Origin of the sequence: Streptomyces panaciradicis, from assembly GCF_023516615.1 — a bacterium.
Lineage (GTDB): Bacteria > Actinomycetota > Actinomycetes > Streptomycetales > Streptomycetaceae > Streptomyces > Streptomyces panaciradicis.
Genome location: NZ_JAMGBF010000015.1, coordinates 33,367 through 48,326 on the forward strand (window position 1 = coordinate 33,367; position 14,960 = coordinate 48,326).

General features: G+C 74.1%; 15 protein-coding genes. 5 read left to right on the forward strand and 10 right to left on the reverse strand.

Annotated elements, in window-relative coordinates:
• Positions 1-59: 59 nt before the first annotated feature.
• Positions 60-662 (forward strand): CBS domain-containing protein, encoded by a 603-nt coding sequence (locus tag M8J74_RS06295; protein WP_249835456.1) that lies wholly within the window; start codon positions 60-62, stop codon positions 660-662.
• Positions 663-835: 173 nt separating this feature from the next.
• Complete coding sequence (locus M8J74_RS06300; protein WP_249835457.1) at positions 836-1,288, forward strand: pyridoxamine 5'-phosphate oxidase family protein; 453 nt, start codon at positions 836-838, stop codon at positions 1,286-1,288.
• Between the two features lie 28 nt (positions 1,289-1,316).
• Here the strand turns inward: M8J74_RS06300 and M8J74_RS06305 are convergent, their stop codons facing one another.
• From M8J74_RS06305 to M8J74_RS06330, 6 genes are all read right to left on the reverse strand, one after another.
• Complete coding sequence (locus M8J74_RS06305; protein ID WP_249835458.1) at positions 1,317-2,186, reverse strand: universal stress protein; 870 nt, start codon at positions 2,184-2,186, stop codon at positions 1,317-1,319.
• A gap of 180 nt (positions 2,187-2,366) precedes the next feature.
• On the reverse strand, positions 2,367-2,987 hold the full coding sequence (locus M8J74_RS06310) for a hypothetical protein (protein WP_249835459.1): 621 nt from the start codon (positions 2,985-2,987) through the stop codon (positions 2,367-2,369).
• A gap of 161 nt (positions 2,988-3,148) precedes the next feature.
• Positions 3,149-4,003 (reverse strand): universal stress protein, encoded by an 855-nt coding sequence (locus M8J74_RS06315; protein ID WP_249835460.1) that lies wholly within the window; start codon positions 4,001-4,003, stop codon positions 3,149-3,151.
• A 227-nt stretch (positions 4,004-4,230) separates the two neighbouring features.
• Entirely contained in the window at positions 4,231-4,677 is a 447-nt protein-coding gene (locus tag M8J74_RS06320) for a pyridoxamine 5'-phosphate oxidase family protein (RefSeq protein ID WP_058928577.1), read from the reverse strand.
• A gap of 128 nt (positions 4,678-4,805) precedes the next feature.
• Entirely contained in the window at positions 4,806-5,486 is a 681-nt protein-coding gene (locus M8J74_RS06325; RefSeq protein WP_249835461.1) for a helix-turn-helix domain-containing protein, read from the reverse strand.
• Positions 5,487-5,515: 29 nt separating this feature from the next.
• A complete protein-coding gene (locus M8J74_RS06330) occupies positions 5,516-6,586 on the reverse strand; it encodes a zinc-dependent alcohol dehydrogenase family protein (protein ID WP_249835462.1) in 1,071 nt (356 codons plus the stop codon).
• Positions 6,587-6,833: 247 nt separating this feature from the next.
• Between M8J74_RS06330 and M8J74_RS06335 the strand changes: the two genes are divergently transcribed.
• On the forward strand, positions 6,834-7,223 hold the full coding sequence (locus M8J74_RS06335; RefSeq protein WP_249835463.1) for an STAS domain-containing protein: 390 nt from the start codon (positions 6,834-6,836) through the stop codon (positions 7,221-7,223).
• Positions 7,224-7,395: 172 nt separating this feature from the next.
• Complete coding sequence (locus M8J74_RS06340) at positions 7,396-7,971, forward strand: Rv1733c family protein (protein ID WP_249835464.1); 576 nt, start codon at positions 7,396-7,398, stop codon at positions 7,969-7,971.
• A 598-nt stretch (positions 7,972-8,569) separates the two neighbouring features.
• Here M8J74_RS06340 and M8J74_RS06345 read toward each other — a convergent pair.
• From M8J74_RS06345 to M8J74_RS06360, 4 genes are read right to left on the reverse strand one after another with little or no spacing between them, the layout of a single operon-like run.
• The gene (locus M8J74_RS06345; protein ID WP_249835465.1) at positions 8,570-9,493 is read right to left on the reverse strand and encodes a carbamate kinase; all 924 of its coding nucleotides are present in this window, start codon (positions 9,491-9,493) and stop codon (positions 8,570-8,572) included.
• Between the two features lie 3 nt (positions 9,494-9,496).
• Positions 9,497-10,498 (reverse strand): ornithine carbamoyltransferase, encoded by a 1,002-nt coding sequence (argF, locus tag M8J74_RS06350; protein WP_249835466.1) that lies wholly within the window; start codon positions 10,496-10,498, stop codon positions 9,497-9,499.
• Positions 10,499-10,515: 17 nt separating this feature from the next.
• The gene (locus tag M8J74_RS06355) at positions 10,516-11,730 is read right to left on the reverse strand and encodes an arginine deiminase (RefSeq protein ID WP_249835467.1); all 1,215 of its coding nucleotides are present in this window, start codon (positions 11,728-11,730) and stop codon (positions 10,516-10,518) included.
• Positions 11,731-11,747: 17 nt separating this feature from the next.
• Complete coding sequence (locus tag M8J74_RS06360; protein WP_249835573.1) at positions 11,748-13,133, reverse strand: APC family permease; 1,386 nt, start codon at positions 13,131-13,133, stop codon at positions 11,748-11,750.
• Positions 13,134-13,547: 414 nt separating this feature from the next.
• Here M8J74_RS06360 and M8J74_RS06365 point away from each other — a divergent pair, with 414 nt between their 5' ends.
• Positions 13,548-14,912: an alpha-lytic protease prodomain-containing protein gene (locus M8J74_RS06365; protein WP_249835468.1), complete on the forward strand. Its 1,365-nt coding sequence runs from the start codon at positions 13,548-13,550 to the stop codon at positions 14,910-14,912.
• Positions 14,913-14,960 lie beyond the last annotated feature (48 nt).

Here is a 14,960-nt window from a genome sequence, read left to right on the forward strand (position 1 = left end):
GTCCTCGGCGGGCAGGGCTCTCCCTGCCCGCCACCCGCCCGAACCGGGGAGAAGGCGCTGTGGAACAGCACATCATCGGCGAGGTGATGACCAGTGAGGTCGTGCTCGCCCACCGCACGACGCCCATCCAGGAGCTGGTGGGGCTGCTGGACCGGCACCGCATCAGCGGGCTGCCGGTCGTCGACCACGACGACAAGGTCCTCGGCGTGGTGTCGGGCACCGATCTGACGCGCGCGGGGACCGGCACCCTGACCGCCGGGGACCTGATGTCCACTCCCGCGGTCACCGTCCACCCCGAGCAGGCCGTCTCGGACGCCGCGCGGGTGATGGAGCGGCACGGCATCGAGCGGCTGCCCGTGGTCGACGAGGAGGACCGGCTGATCGGCATCGCCACCCGGCGCGATCTGCTGCGGGTCTTCGCGCGCACCGACGCGACGATCCGCCGCGAGGTCGTGGAGGGGATCGTGGTCGGCGTGCTGGGCCTGCCGCCGGAGGCCGTCGACGTCACCGTCGGGGACGGCATGGTCACGTTGACCGGCCGGGTGCCCCGGAGCAGCGACCTGGCGTCGGCCGTCCGCTCGGCGTGGAAGATCGAGGGCGTCGTCGGCGTCGTCAACGGCCTCACCTACGGGGACGAGGACGCGGGGACGCGTGCGGGCTGACCAGGGCGGGTGTCCCGCACCGGTGTGAAGGGTCCACCGGGGCCGGGACAGGGCCCGAACGGCCCTAGCGACCGGTGGCCCGGACCGGTTTCCATGGCGCGATCGGACACCGCCGCCTCACGCGGCGGGGGACGACTCTCCGAGCGAACCACGAGAACCTACGGAAACCGCCCATGGCCCTGGACCAAGCCCAGCCGGTTCCCACGGAACCCCGCCAGAGCATCGCGCTCGACAGCGCGGAGGCACTGCGGCTGCTGGGCAGTGTCTCGTACGGCCGGATCGTCTTCACGCAGCACGCGCTGCCGACGGTCCGCCCCGTCAACCACGTCCTCGACGACGGCGACATCGTCATCCGCACGCACGAGCGCGCGGCCCTGACCTCCCGTACCCGGCAGGCCGACGGGCAGGGCGTGGTGGTCGCCTACGAGGCCGACGTCATCGATCCGGACACCCACCTGGGCTGGAGCGTGGTGGTGACGGGCTACGCCCATCTGGTCACCGACCCGCAGCAGCTGGCCCGCTACCAGGAGCTGCTGCGTCCCTGGGTCGGCCGTGCGATGGACTACGCGGTGCGCATCCGCCCCGACCTGGTGACGGGGATCCGGCTGGCCCCCGCCGACGCCTGAGCCGGCGCGGCGGGGGCGCCGCCCGCGGTCAGCCGTGCGGTACGACGGCGACCGGGGCGACCGCGTGGCGGACCACCTCCTGCGTCACGGGACCGACGGAGCCGACCGCCGTGGCGTGGCTGCCGCGGTGGCCGACGACGACCAGGGCTGCGTTCCGCGAGGCGTCCACCAGATGCGGCCCCGCCCCTCCGACGACCGCCTCGCCGGTGACCTCGACCGTGGGGTACTTCTCCCGCCACGGCCGCAGCAGGGCGTCCAGGACCTCTCGTTCGTCCGTGCCGGCGGACAGCACGTCGGGGTAGGCCGGGAGCCGCCAGCCGTGGACGATCCGCAGGGCGGCCCCACGGCGGGAGGCGGCCTCGAAGGCGAAGCCGAGGAGGGCGTCGTCGGCCTGGTCGTGCAGTTCCAGGCCGAGCACCACGGCGCCCTCCACGGCGCCCGCCTGGTCCCGCGCCGGCTGCTCCCCCGTGCCGTCGTCGGCGCGTACGAGCACGACGGGCCGTTCCGCCCGGGCCAGTACGGCCGAGGCGACGGAGCCGAGCAGATGGCCGGCGGCCCGGCCCAGTCCGCGGGAGCCGAGCACGAGCAGCTCGGCGTCGCCGGCCGCTTCCAGCAGGGCCGCCGCGGGGCGCCCTTCGAGTCGGTCCGTGGTGACGTGCAGGCCCGGGTGACGGTGCGTCAGCGTGGCGCGGACCTCCCGCAGCATGCGCTCGGCCCGGTCCTCGCCGGGTGCCGGCACGGTCTCGCCCGCGAACGGCCGGTAGGCGGAGGGCTGTTGGTCCCCGGCGTACACGGCGCGCAGCGCGGCGGGCCACAACAGGGCTTCCCGGGCGGCCCATTCGGCGGCCGCGAGGCTTTCGGGCGAGCCGTCCAGGCCGACGGTGAGGGTTCGGGACATGGTGTGCGGCCTCCTTCTTGTCAGGACCACTCTCGTCGGCGGCGGCCCGTGGCGGGAAGGTCCACAGGTCCCTGTCCGGTACCGATCGGTCCCGCCCCCGGCACGCCGAAGGGGCGCCGCCGCTGCGGGAATTCGGATCCCCTCAGCGGCGGCGCCCCTGGCCCGGTGTGCACCGAGCGGTCAGAGCAGCCAGCGGTTACGGCTGACGAAGGGCAGCCGCGCCCACAGCTTGCCGAGCCCCCAGGTGGCGCCGGCGCCGACGACCGCCAGGGCGATCATCACGACGGCGTAGATGACGTGGTAGTCGACGAACGGGTTGGTCGACATGCTCGGCGCCCCGTTCGAGAGGTGCTTGGCCGGCGGCCATTCGGCCATCCACATCAGAGCCATCATCAGCGTGCCCGCGACGGCCGCGAGGCGCAGTGCCACGCCCGACATCAGCGCGAGGCCGATGCCCAGCAGGCCGAGCATGAACAGCCAGTCGGCCCAGCCGGCGCCGGCCCAGTCGTGGAACGTCGACTCCATCGGTCCGGCCGCCACCGAGCTCAGGAAGCCCTTGGTGGGCGAGCCGCCGTCGATCCAGCCCTTGCCGGACGGGGTCGCGTAGCCGAAGCCGAACGTCTTGTCGAGGAAGGCCCACAGGAAGACGAACCCGGTCAGCAGGCGCAGTCCGGCGAGGACGTGCGCGCCGGTCACGGCCGCCGCCGCCGTGGTGTCCGTGGTGCGGGGGGCCGTTCCGGTCCGGCGCAGAGACGGGAAGTGGAATCCCTGGTGACGCTGCGGGTGATCGTGCACTGCCATGATCTTCATCCCCTCGAAGGAGTCTCACGAGGGCTTTCCAAGCCCTCGTCACGTTCTCGAATATCCCGCTCTCGCGACGGTCGTCGCATGGGCTGCAGGGCCCGCTCGCCGGTCCGAACGTCCCCGTCGCCGGGACCACTTGGATCCCGGCGGCGGGCGCGTCACTCCTGCGCCGGCACCAGCACGACGGGGCAGTGGGCGTGGTGCAGCAGGGTGTGCGCGACGGTGCCCAGGTGCGGACCGACCCGCCCCGTGCGCCGGTGCGCGCCGATCACCACGACGGACGCGTCCGCGGTGGCGTCCAGCAGCGCGTGGGCCGGCCCGCCGCGCACCGTGCGGGCCTCGACGCCGACCCTGGGGTGCCGTTCCTGCAGCCGGGCCAGGCTGAAGCGCGGCACCGCCTCCTCCGCCCGGTCGTGCTGCGCCAGGCGCTGCTGGCCGGGGCTGGTCGCGGGGATCAGCGAGGGCATCTCGGGGGCGACGTGCCGCTGGCTCCAGGAGTGCAGCACGTGCAGCCACACGCCGCGCCGCTCGGCCTCCTCGAAGGCGTAGGCGGCCACGTCCGCGTCGCCGTCGTCCTGCAGGCCGAGCAGGACGTACCGGCCCGCGTCGAGCGGATCGGCGGCGCGGTCGACGGGATGGTCCTCGCGGACCACCATCAGCGGACCGTGCACCTGTGCGGCCAGCCGCAGGCTCACCGAGCCGAACAGCGTGCCGGTGACCCCGCCGAACCCGCGGGTCCCGACGACGGTGAGGGCGGCGCCCTCGCTCGCGTCGGTCAGTGCCCGCACGGCGTTGCCCTCGACGGCCTCGGTCACCACCCGCAGGGCGGGGTGCCGGGCGTGGACACGGGCCACGGCGGACGCCAGGATCGGCGCGGCCTCGTCCCGGTCGGGCACGGCGTAGACGACGCGCAGTTCGGCGTCGCGCCGTGCGGCCTCGTCCGCGGCCCGGTCCAGGGCGCGTACGGCGACCAGTGTGCCGTCGACTCCGACGACGACGTGCTGGTGAGTCATGTCCCGTTTCCCTTCTGTGCCGTGCTCTTCCCGTGCGGCGGGAAGGAGCCGCCGGGACCGGGGCGCGCGCGCCGCCGTGCGGCTCGCGGGATTCCGCTGCGGTCACCGACTCGATCGTCGTGCCGTGCGGGCGCCGGGGGCAGGGACCGCGCGAACCCGGCGGGGATGCCGGACGGCCCCTTGCCGTAGGGCCGTGCGGTCCTTGGGCAGGGGGCCGTCCCGTTCGCTCAGCGGGGCGCCCGCAGATCGAGTCCGTACAGGCTGCGCCCGGCGATCAGTTCGCGTCCGGTCACCAGCTCGGGCTCGATGCGCACGAAGACCTCCCGCGGGGAGGGCGCCCAGGAACGGGGTCCGGTGCGCAGCAGGCGCTCCTGCTCGGCGGGGTCGGTGACCATCGCGGCGTGACCGGTGACCACGACGCTCCAGCCGGCGTGGGCGTCGGCGTCGACCTCGTCGGCCTCGAACGCCACCACCGCGCCGTCGATCGCGCGGACCAGTTCGGAGGTGGCCGAGGTGCGCAGCAGCACCGCGCCGTCGGTGTCCAGGGCGAAGTTGACCGGGAGCACCGCGGGCAGCGCCTGGCGCGTGTGCACGATACGGCCGACGGGCGCCTTCGCCAGCAGACGCAGGCACTCCTGCCGTTCGAGTTCGCGGAATCCGTCGTTGGGATACATCAGCCCGTCGCTTTCGGCCCGTGGTCCGCCGCCCGGACGGGGCGGTCGGAATGTGTCTCTCCATGGTTGGCGCGACGGGACCGCGGGCTAAGGGCCATCGGTCCCGAACAGGTCGGCCAAGGGACCTCTCAGGCGGTGATGCGGCGTCCGCTGAGAGCGAGCGGTTCGATGCGCACCCAGGTGTCGCGCCGTCCGCCGGCCCAGGGTTCGCCGCGCGCCTGCTCGGTCAGCCGGCGTACGGCCTCGGGGTCGGTCACGGTCCGCGCCAGGCCGCGCACCAGCACGCTCCAGCCCTGGCTGAACACGTCGTCGATGCGGTCCACCTCGAACGCCACACGGCAGCCCGCGGCCTGGGCCGGCAGGGTGCCGTGGGCCGTGCGGAAGACGATCGCGCCGTCGACCACGCTGTAGTTGACGGGGACGACGAGAGGGCCTTCGGCGGTGGGCACCGCGATGCGCCCGACGCCGTGGGTCGCCAGCAGGGCGCGGCACTGCTGCGGGGTGAGTTCGATCAGCTCGGCGTGGCGGGCCGCCCGCGCGGGACCGGGCGGCACCTCCACCTCTCCGCCGGTCAGTTCGGTCAGGGTGGTGCGCAGCGCCCCGGCGAGCCTGAGCAGCGTGCTGGTGCCGGGAGCGGCGGTCGGCTGCTCCTCCAGGTACTGCAGGTAGCCGAGGGCCATGCCCGCGCGGGCGGCCGTCTCCTCACGGGTGAGGCCGAGGTCCTCGCGTCGCCGGGCGAGTCGGCGTCCGAGATCGCCCGGCGCGACGGTCTCGTGCGCGTGCGCGTGCGACGGTGTCGGTACGGTCATGGCCCCTCACTCCCTCCGGTCCGGGTCCGTCACGTCGTGCGGACGGCGACGGCCTCGTGCTGGTCCTCGCCGAGCACCACCTTCAGGGCGCCGGTGTCGGCGGCGCGGGCGAAGACGTCGTACGCCTCCTCCATGGCGTTCAGCGGGAACGTGTGCGTGACCAGGGCGCCCGCGGGCAGCCGGCCGGCGGCCGCCATGCGCAGCAGGGTCGGCGTGGAGCTGGTGTCGACCAGGCCGGTGGTGATGGTCACGTTCTTGATCCACAGATCCTCGAGGTGCAGGGTCGCGGGGGCGCCGTGCACGCCGACGTTGGCCACGTGCCCGCCGGGGCGCACCATGCGGGTGCACATCTCGAACGTCGCCGGGATGCCGACCGCCTCGATGACGACGTCGGCGCCGAGTCCGTCGGTGAGGTCGGCGACGAGCTGCTCGGGGTCCTCGCTCGCGTCGGCCACAGCGTCGGCGCCCAGCCGCTTGGCGGCTTCCAGGCGGGCGGCGGCCAGGTCCACGGCGACGATGCGTTCGGGGCTGAAGAGCCGGGCGGTGGCGATCGCGGCCAGTCCGACGGGTCCGGCGCCGACGACGGCGACGGTGTCACCGGGCCGGATACGGCCGTTGAGGACGCCGACCTCGTAGGCGGTCGGGAAGATGTCCGCGAGGAGGACCGCCTCCTTGGCGCTCAGGGTGCTGGGCAGGGCGTGCACGGACAGGTCGGCGTACGGCACGCGGACGTACTCGGCCTGGGTGCCGTCGATGAGGTGGCCGAGGGCCCAGCCTCCGCCGCCCCGGCACTGGCCGTACATGCCGTGCCGGCAGTAGGCGCAACGGCCGCAGGCGGTGATGCAGGACACCAGTACCCGGTCGCCGGGGCGCACGGTGCGCACGTCGGTGCCGGTCTCCACGATCTCGCCGACCGCCTCGTGGCCCAGGACGGTGCCGGGAGGGACCTCGGGGACGTCGCCCTTGAGGATGTGCAGGTCGGTGCCGCAGATGGTGACGGCGTCGACGCGCACGACGGCGTCGGTGGGTTCCTGGAGACCCGGATCCGGGACGTCCTGCCAGGAGGACTTGCCGGGTCCGTGGTAGACGAAGCCCTTCATGGCGTTCCTTCCCTCCTCGGCCTGTCGCTCCCGTGCTCCGGGAGGGCCGCGAGCCGGTGCGGCGCCGGTATTGCCCCGCAGGTCCAGCTTGTCCGGACGCCGCGGGCGGACGCTTGGGCCGGTCGGCCCCAGGCCCGCGCCGGACGGGTCCCTCGCCCCGGCCGTGCCCGGACGGCCCACCCCGTCAGGCACCCCCTGGACCGAACGGCCCTACCCGCCGCCCGGCTGTGCCCGATTGGCTTGCCCCATGGCCGAAATGCACTCCAATCCCCCACCGCCGACGGTTCGTGTCGTCGCCGGCCGGACCGTCGTGGTGCTGCGGGGGGAGATCGACCTGTGCACGGTGCCGTCGCTTTCGGCCCGGCTCGACGAGCTGACCGCGGGTCCGTGTCCCGACCTGGTCCTGGACCTGCGCGACGTGACCTTCATCGACTGCTCCGGGCTGGGAATGCTGTGCCGGGTACGCAACCGGGTCCTGGCGCGCGAGGGCCGGCTGCGGCTGGTGACGGACAGCCCCGGTTTCCGGCGGCTGCTGGCCCCGGTGGGCCTGGCGGGCGTCTTCGCACTCGACAGCCGGCTCTGCGAGGCCCTCGTGCCCGGGGCGGACGTCGGGGACCTGGCCGGCGCGGCCGGCTGATCGCGGGCCACCGGGCGGGTGCGCGATGCGGGCCCCGGCAGGGCTGAACGGCCCAAGGGGGCCGGGCGGCAGGTCCCGGTTGGTCCCCCGAAAGCGCCTGGTCGGCCCATCCCGGCGCGCCCCTGCCGGTGCCACCGTCTTGTCCGTGACCACGAGGAGGAGGTGCGGACCGATGAGCGGCAAGCCCGTGAAGAAGCGGCTGTGGCGGTGGCGGAACAACCCACTGCGCCGGCACGACGACATCGTCGAGGCCTGGATCGTCCTGGCGATGTGGCTGGCCATAGTCATCGGCGGCGCGATCGCCGGACTGGTCACCGCCCACGCGGCCGACGACGTCCTCGCCCGGCAGCGCGCCGAACGGCACCCCGTCCGGGCCGTCCTCCTCACCGATCTGCCCAGTGCCTCGTCCAGCGGGGACACGGCCGAACGGATATCGGCGGACGTCAGCTGGACCACCGCCGACGGCACGGCCCACACCGGCCGGGCCCTGGTGAACGCCGGGCAGAAGGCCGGTGCACGGGTCCAGGTCTGGCTGGACGGCGAGGGCCGGCTCACCTCCCAGCCGCCCGGTCGCGTGGAGGCCGGGTTCGAAGCCGGCCTGCTGGGCACGGCGGCCTCGCTGGCGACCGCCGGCGTCGTGTTCGCCGCCGGGGCCGTGGTGCGCTGGCGCCTGGACCGGCGTCGCCTGAACAGCTGGGACACCGAATGGGCCATGGTCGGACCACGCTGGGGGCACAAGACCGGCTGACGCACCATCCGAGGACCATTTCCGCGCGGCACCGCCGAGCTCGACAGGGCGGGACTCGGTCGGCGGCCGCGGAGCCCGTGCACCCCACCGGTGCACGGGCTTCCTCACACCCCGGCCCTCCGCCCCACGCGCCTGGCCCGCCCTCTTCCCGCGCTGCCCGCTCTCCGGCCCGCACGGCTCGCCGGCACGCCGCTACCCGCCACCGGCGCCGCCCGAAGCCGACCAGCACCCCCTGTTCGCGGGCCGCGGGCCCTCCGACCCGCACCCCCATGCCCGCGCACGCACGCATGTGCCGCCGACCGCAGGGGCCCAACCGACCGGTGGCCCACCGCCGCGGCTCATCCACGCCGGCACTCCGGCACGCACGCGTAGCCCGCAGCCAGCACAGCCCGAACCACCCGCCCACCCGCCGTCCCCGCCCTCCTCACGCGCCGCGAGCCCTACGGCCCGCACGGCTGTCGGCGGGCCCGTGCCCGCGCGCACGGCGGGCCCGCCGGCGGTACGGGGTGAACCGACCGGTGAGCCACCGCCCCGGCCCCTCCACGCGTCGGCCCTCCGGCATACGGCCGACCCGCCGATGCCGGTTCCGGCGCGTCGGTCAGCTGACCGTGAGGTCCGGGCGGACCAGGGTGCCGGAGCGGCCGTGGACGATCTCGTACGCCGCGTCCAGGGCGCCGATGGCGGCCAGGGCGCCGGTGCGGGCGACGAAGCGGGCGGCTGCCTCGGCCTTGGGGCCCATGGACCCTGCGGGGAAGCCGCCGCGGCGCAGCTCGATGGGGGTGGCGTCGAGCACGGGCCGCTGGTCGGGGGTGCCGAAACCGGCGTACACACACGGGACGTCGGTGAGGATCAGCAGGAAGTCCGCCTTGAGGTCCTGGGCGAGCAGGGCGGCGGCGAGGTCCTTGTCGACGACGGCCTCCACCCCGGTGAGCCCGCCACAGTCCGGGTCGGCGACGACGGGGACGCCCCCGCCGCCGGCGCAGACGACGAGGGTGTCGGCGGCGAGCAGGTCGTGGATCGTCTCGGTCTCCACGAAGGACACGGGCGACGGCGAGGGCACGACCCGGCGCCAGCCCCTGGTGTCGCGGGCCACGCTCCAGCCGCGCTCGCGGGCCAGCGCCTGGGCCCGCGAACGCGAGTACACCTGGCCGACGAACTTCGTCGGCCGGTCGAAGGCCGGGTCGTCGGTGCGTACGAGGGTGTGGGTGACCAGTGCGGCGATCTTGCGGCCGGGCAGCGCGTCGTGCAGGGCCCGCACCAGCAGGGACCCGATCATGCCCTGGGTCTGGGCGCCCAGCACGTCGAGCGGGTAGGGGGCGGTCAGCGCGGGGTCCGTGGCGCTCTCCAGCGCCAGCAGCCCGATCTGCGGGCCGTTGCCGTGGGTGATGACCAGCTCGTTCTCCTGGGCGAGCGCGGCCAGGGCGGTGGCCACCCGGACGATGTTCTCGGTCTGCACCCGCGCGTCGGGGCGCTCGCCCCGGTGCAGCAGGGCGTTCCCGCCGAGGGCGACGACGATACGCATGGTTCAGTCCTCCAGGGTGGCGACGAGCGCGGCCTTGACGGTGTGGAGCCGGTTCTCGGCCTGGTCGAAGACGATCGAGGCGGGCGAGGAGAAGACCTCGTCGGTGACCTCCAGGCCGTCGAGGCCGTAGGTGTCCAGGAGTTGGCGGCCCAGGCGGGTGCTGTGGTCGTGCAGGGCGGGCAGGCAGTGAATGAACCGCACGTCCGGGTTGCCGGTGGCCGCGAGCGTCTTGGCGGTGACCTGGTAGGGCAGCAGCAGGTCGATGCGCTCGCGCCAGGTGTCGGCGGGTTCGCCCATGGAGACCCAGACGTCGGTGTGCAGGAAGTCGGCCCCGCGCACGGCGGCCTCGACGTCCTCGGTGACCGTGATCCGCGCACCGGTGCGCTCGCCGAACCAGCGGCAGTCGGCGACCAGCCCGCGGTCGGGCCACAGCGCGGCGGGGGCGGCGATCCGCACGTCCATGCCGAGCAGGGAGCCCATCGACAGCAGGGAGTTGGCCATGTTGTTGCGGCCGTCGCCGAGGTAGCAGTAGCTGATGTCGGTGAGCGGCTTCGGGCTGTGCTCGCGCATGGTGAGCATGTCGCACAGGCTCTGGGTGGGGTGCGCGGTGTCGGTCAGCCCGTTGTAGACGGGGACGCCGGAGTGGGCGGCGAGTTCGGTGACGGTCGACTGGGCGGAGCCGCGGTACTCGATGCCGTCGAACATCCGGCCCAGCACGCGGGCGGTGTCGGCGACGGACTCCTTGTTGCCGAGGTGGGTGTCGCCGGGGCCGAGGCAGGTGGTGGCGGCGCCCTGGTCGGCGGCGGCCACCTCGAAGGCGCAGCGGGTGCGGGTGGAGGTCTTCTCGAAGATCAGCGCGAGGTGCCGGCCGGTGAGCCGGGGCCGCTCGGAGCCGGCGCGCCGCTCCTCCTTCAACTCGGCGGCGAGGTCGAGCAGATGGTGCACCTCGGCCGTGGTGAAGTCGAGTTCGCTCAGGTAGGAGCGGCCTCGCAGGTCGATGTTCATGGAGGTCTCCTTGCCGGTCAGAGGACCGCGTCGCGTTCGACGGGGCAGCTCATGCAGCGCGGTCCGCCGCGGCCGCGTCCGAGTTCGGCACCGGCGACGGTGACGATCTCGATGCCCTGTCGGCGCAGGTAGGTGTTGGTGGTGACGTTGCGCTCGTAGCCGACGACGACGCCGGGGGCGAGGGCGAGGAAGTTGCTGCCGTCGTCCCACTGCTCGCGCTCGGCGCCGCGGATGTCCTGGGGCGCGGACAGCATCCGCACCTTGTCCAGGTCGAGCGCCTCGGCGAGGGCGCCGGCGAGGTCGGAGTCGGGCATGACGTCGAAGCCGATCTCGCGGGCGGGCTCGGGCCGCAGGGTCCAGGAACGCAGCGAGTCGGCGAGCCCCGGGTAGACGGTGAAGGTGTCGCGGTCGACCATCGTCAGCACGGTGTCGAGGTGCATGTAGGCGCGGGTGGCGGGGAGTTGGACGGCGAGGACGCGGTCGGCGGCGTGGTCGGCGAACAGCCGGGCCGCCAGGTTCTCCACGGCCTGCGCGGTGGTCCGCTCCCCCATGCCGACCATCACGGCGCCGTTGCCGAGGACGTGCACGTCGCCGCCCTCGAGGGTGCCGACGTCGCCGACGAGGATCGGTTCGGGCGCGGTGCCGTGGAACATGGGGTGGAAGCGGTAGACGGCCTCGGCGTGCAGGGTCTCGCGCCTGCGGGCGGGCTTGGCCATCGGGTTGACCGACAGACGGTCGTAGATCCAGCAGGAGTTGTCGCGCGGGAAGAGGTGGTTGGGCAGCGGGGCGAGGACGAAGTCCTCGATGTCCAGGGCGTCCCAGACCAGGCTGTGCGGTGCGGCCAACCGCAGGTCGGCGCGCAGCAGCCCGCCGATCAGGTGCCCGGCGAGGGTCTCGCCGTCGAGGCCGTCGAGGAAGCCGCGTACGGGCTCGAGGAGGGCCGGTCCCACGGTGGCGCGGGTGACGACCCGGTCCAGCAGCCAGTCGCGGGCCTCGGGCACGTCGAGGGTCTGGGCCAGCAGGTCGGAGAAGTAGTGGACGCGGGCGCCGTGATCGCGCAGCACCTGCGCGAAGGCGTCGTGCTCCTCGCGGGCCCGCTCGGCCCACAGGATGTCGTCGAAGAGCAGGGCGTCGACGTTGCGGGGGGTGAGCCGGGAGAGTTCGAGTCCGGGGCGGTGCAGGATCACCTGGCGCAGCCGGCCGACCTCGGAGTCGACGTGGAACGTGGTCATGGCGCATCTCCCGGGTCTCAGTCGTGGTGGCGCAGGGCGTTCCCGAGCCGTCCGCGCTGCCGCGGGATGCGCGGGGCAGGCGTCGGCGGTGGGGTCTGCGGCGCATGCGTCTCGGTGGCGGGCCGGGACGGGCGCTCGCCGTACTCGCCGCGGTCGCGCTTGAGCCAGAGGTACACCGGCAGTCCGAGGAGCAGCACGAACAGGCCGTAGTAGACGGTCTGGTAGCCGCTGCCCTGGATCGACCAGTACGAGAAGGCCATGGCGAGCGCGGCGACGGTGGCGTCCCGGATAAGCCGCCCGCGGCCCAGTCCCTCGCGGCCGCGCACGAGCAGCCAGTACAGCTGGGCGGCCGCGGAGAACAGGTAGGGGATGACGGCGGTCAGCACGCTCAGCAGGACGATCTTGGTGAAGACGTCCTCGAAGCGGGTGTAGCTGAAGACGGTGATCAGCGAGGCGAGCACGGTGGAGGCGACGATGCCGAAGACCGGGACGCCCTCGGCGCCGCGCAGCCGGGCGAACGCGGCGGGGAAGAGACCGTCGCGGGCCGCGACGTACGGCATCTCGGCGCACAGCATGGTCCAGCCGTTGAGGGCGCCGATGCCGGAGACGATCGCGGCCGCGGCGACGACGTCACCGGCCCAGGTGCCGCCGAAGATGTTGTTCGCGGCGTCCGTGAAGGGCGCGGTGGAGTCGCCGAGCCTGCCGTGCGGGACGGTGCCGAAGACGGCGAGGGTGCCGAGGATGTAGATGACGGCGCAGACGAGGGTGCCGTAGACGGTGGCGCGCGGCACGTTGCGCCGGGGTTCGCGCACGCGCCCGGCGACGACGGAGGCGGCCTCCAGGCCGAGGTAGCTGAACAGGGCGATGGCGCCGGCCGCGGAGATCGCGCCGGTCGCGGACCGGCCGGAGGCGTTGAAGGGGCCGAAGTCGGCTGACTCGACGAACAGCAGGCCGACGGTGGCCATGAAGACCAGCGGGACGAACTTCAGCACGGTGGTGATCACCTGGAAGGCGCCCGTGTTCCGGGCGCCGGTCAGGTTCACGGCGGCCGGGATCCACAGCCCGACCAGTGCGATCAGGATCGAGACGCCGGTGCGGTGCCCGGTGTTGACGAACACCTCGACGTAGCCGACCCAGGCGACGACGATCGCGGCGTTCCCCGCCCACGCGGTGATCCAGTACGACCAGGCGTTGAGGAATCCGGTGAACTCGCCGAAGGCCTCGCGGGCGTAGACGTAGGGCCCGCCGCCGGCCGGGACACGCCCGGCGAGCGAGCCGAAGGTCAGCGCCAGGGCGAGGGCGCCCAGGGTCACGACGGCGAACGCGACGAGGGAGATCGGCCCGTACGGCGCCAGGGCGGACGGGAGGGCGAAGACGCCCGTGCCGATGATGCTGCCGATCACTAGCGCGGAGGCGGCGGGCAGGCCGAGCGCCTTGCGTGGACCCCGGTCCGGTGCCTCGCGTCCTGTGGGTGTGGCGGACATGGCAGTGCTCCTCGCTCCGGTCGCCGCGGGTGGGGCGGTTCCCGGAACCGATCCTGGTGCGCCGCGCCCGGCAGGGTGAGCGGCCGCAGGTCCCCGGAGGTGCCCATTGGTCCCTGGGGCGACGGCCGCCGGTCGCGCGGCCGGTCAACGGCGCGGGTGAACCGGCCCGGTCCGCGGGGCGGGAACGGGGCCGGCGGGCCGCTACTGCACATGCCGCTGCCGGTGTCCCCCGTAGTACGCAAAAGCCCGCGGCACGCGGCATCGGCGCGGCGCCGGGGGCTAGGGCTGTGGTCTCACGACCCGCACCACCGCACCCTTCAGGAGGTACGCCGAATGGCAGACAGACACCGCGCGACCGTACGCGGCGCCGCCGTGGTCGCGCTCGGCACGCTCGCGCTGACCGCGATCCACCCGGCGGCGTCGGCCGGACCGGGCCGCGGCCCGGCTCCCACCGCCGCCCAGACGCTCGGCGCCGACAAGCCGTCGCCCCAGGTCCTGCACGCCCTGGAGCGCGACCTGCGGCTGACGCCGGACCAGGCGGCCACGCGCCTGGTCAACGAGGCCGAGGCCGGCACCCGGGCGGGTGTCCTGCGCAACACCCTCGGCACGCGCTTCGCCGGCGCCTGGGTGGAGGGCGCGACGTCGGCCGAGCTGACCGTCGCGACCACCGACCGGGCGGACTTCGCCGCGATCCGGGCGCAGGGCGCCACCCCGGTGGCCGCCCGGTGGGGGCTGGCCGACCTGCGGTCGGTGAAGCAGAAGCTGGACCGGGCGGCGGCCGGCGTCAAGACCGCCGACACCCCGGTGTGGTACGTCGACGTGCAAACGAACCGGGTGGTGGTGCAGGCCAGGAGCCGGAAGGCGGCGACCGCGTTCGTCAGGGCGGCCGGCGCCGCGGCGGGCCGCACGGCCGTGCGCCTGTCGGCGGAGCGGCCGCGGCTCATGGCGGACATCGTCGGCGGTGACGCCTACTACATCGACGCCATGGCTCGGTGCTCCGTCGGCTTCTCCGTCACCAAGGGCGACCAGCAGGGCTTCGCCTCGGCCGGCCACTGCGGCAAGCCGGGGTCCAAGACCACCGGGGCCGACCGGACCACCGCCCAGGGGACCTTCCAGGCCTCCACGTTCCCCGGCAAGGACATGTCCTGGGTGGCCACGGTCTCCGGCTGGACGGCCACCCCCTACGTCAAGGGGGAGAACGGCCAGAAGGTCGAGGTGGCCGGTTCGGTGCAGGCCCTGGTGGGCGCGTCGGTGTGCCGGTCGGGCTCGACCACCGGCTGGCACTGCGGCACCGTCAAGCAGCAGGACACGAGCGTCAGTTACGCCGAGGGCACGGTCGACGGGCTGACGCAGACCGACGTGTGCGCGGAGCCCGGGGACTCGGGCGGCCCCTACATCTCCGGCGCGCAGGCGCAGGGCGTCACCTCGGGCGGTTCCGGCGACTGCACCAGCGGCGGCACCACGTTCTTCCAGCCGGTCAACCCGATCCTTGCCGACTTCGGTCTCACCCTGAAGACCACGGGTCAGACCTCCGCGGCACCCGAGCCGGCCGACGCGCGCGCCTGGCGTGCGGGCCGGGTGTACGAGGCGGGGGCGGAGGTGACGGTCGGGACGGTCACCTACCGGTGTCTGCAGTCCCATCAGGCGCAGAGCTCGTGGGCGCCGGACGTCACGCCCGCCCTGTGGCAGCGTCTGTGAGACGGCGCCGGCGACGGTGAGGCCGGACGGGCCCGGGAGCGCGGACGC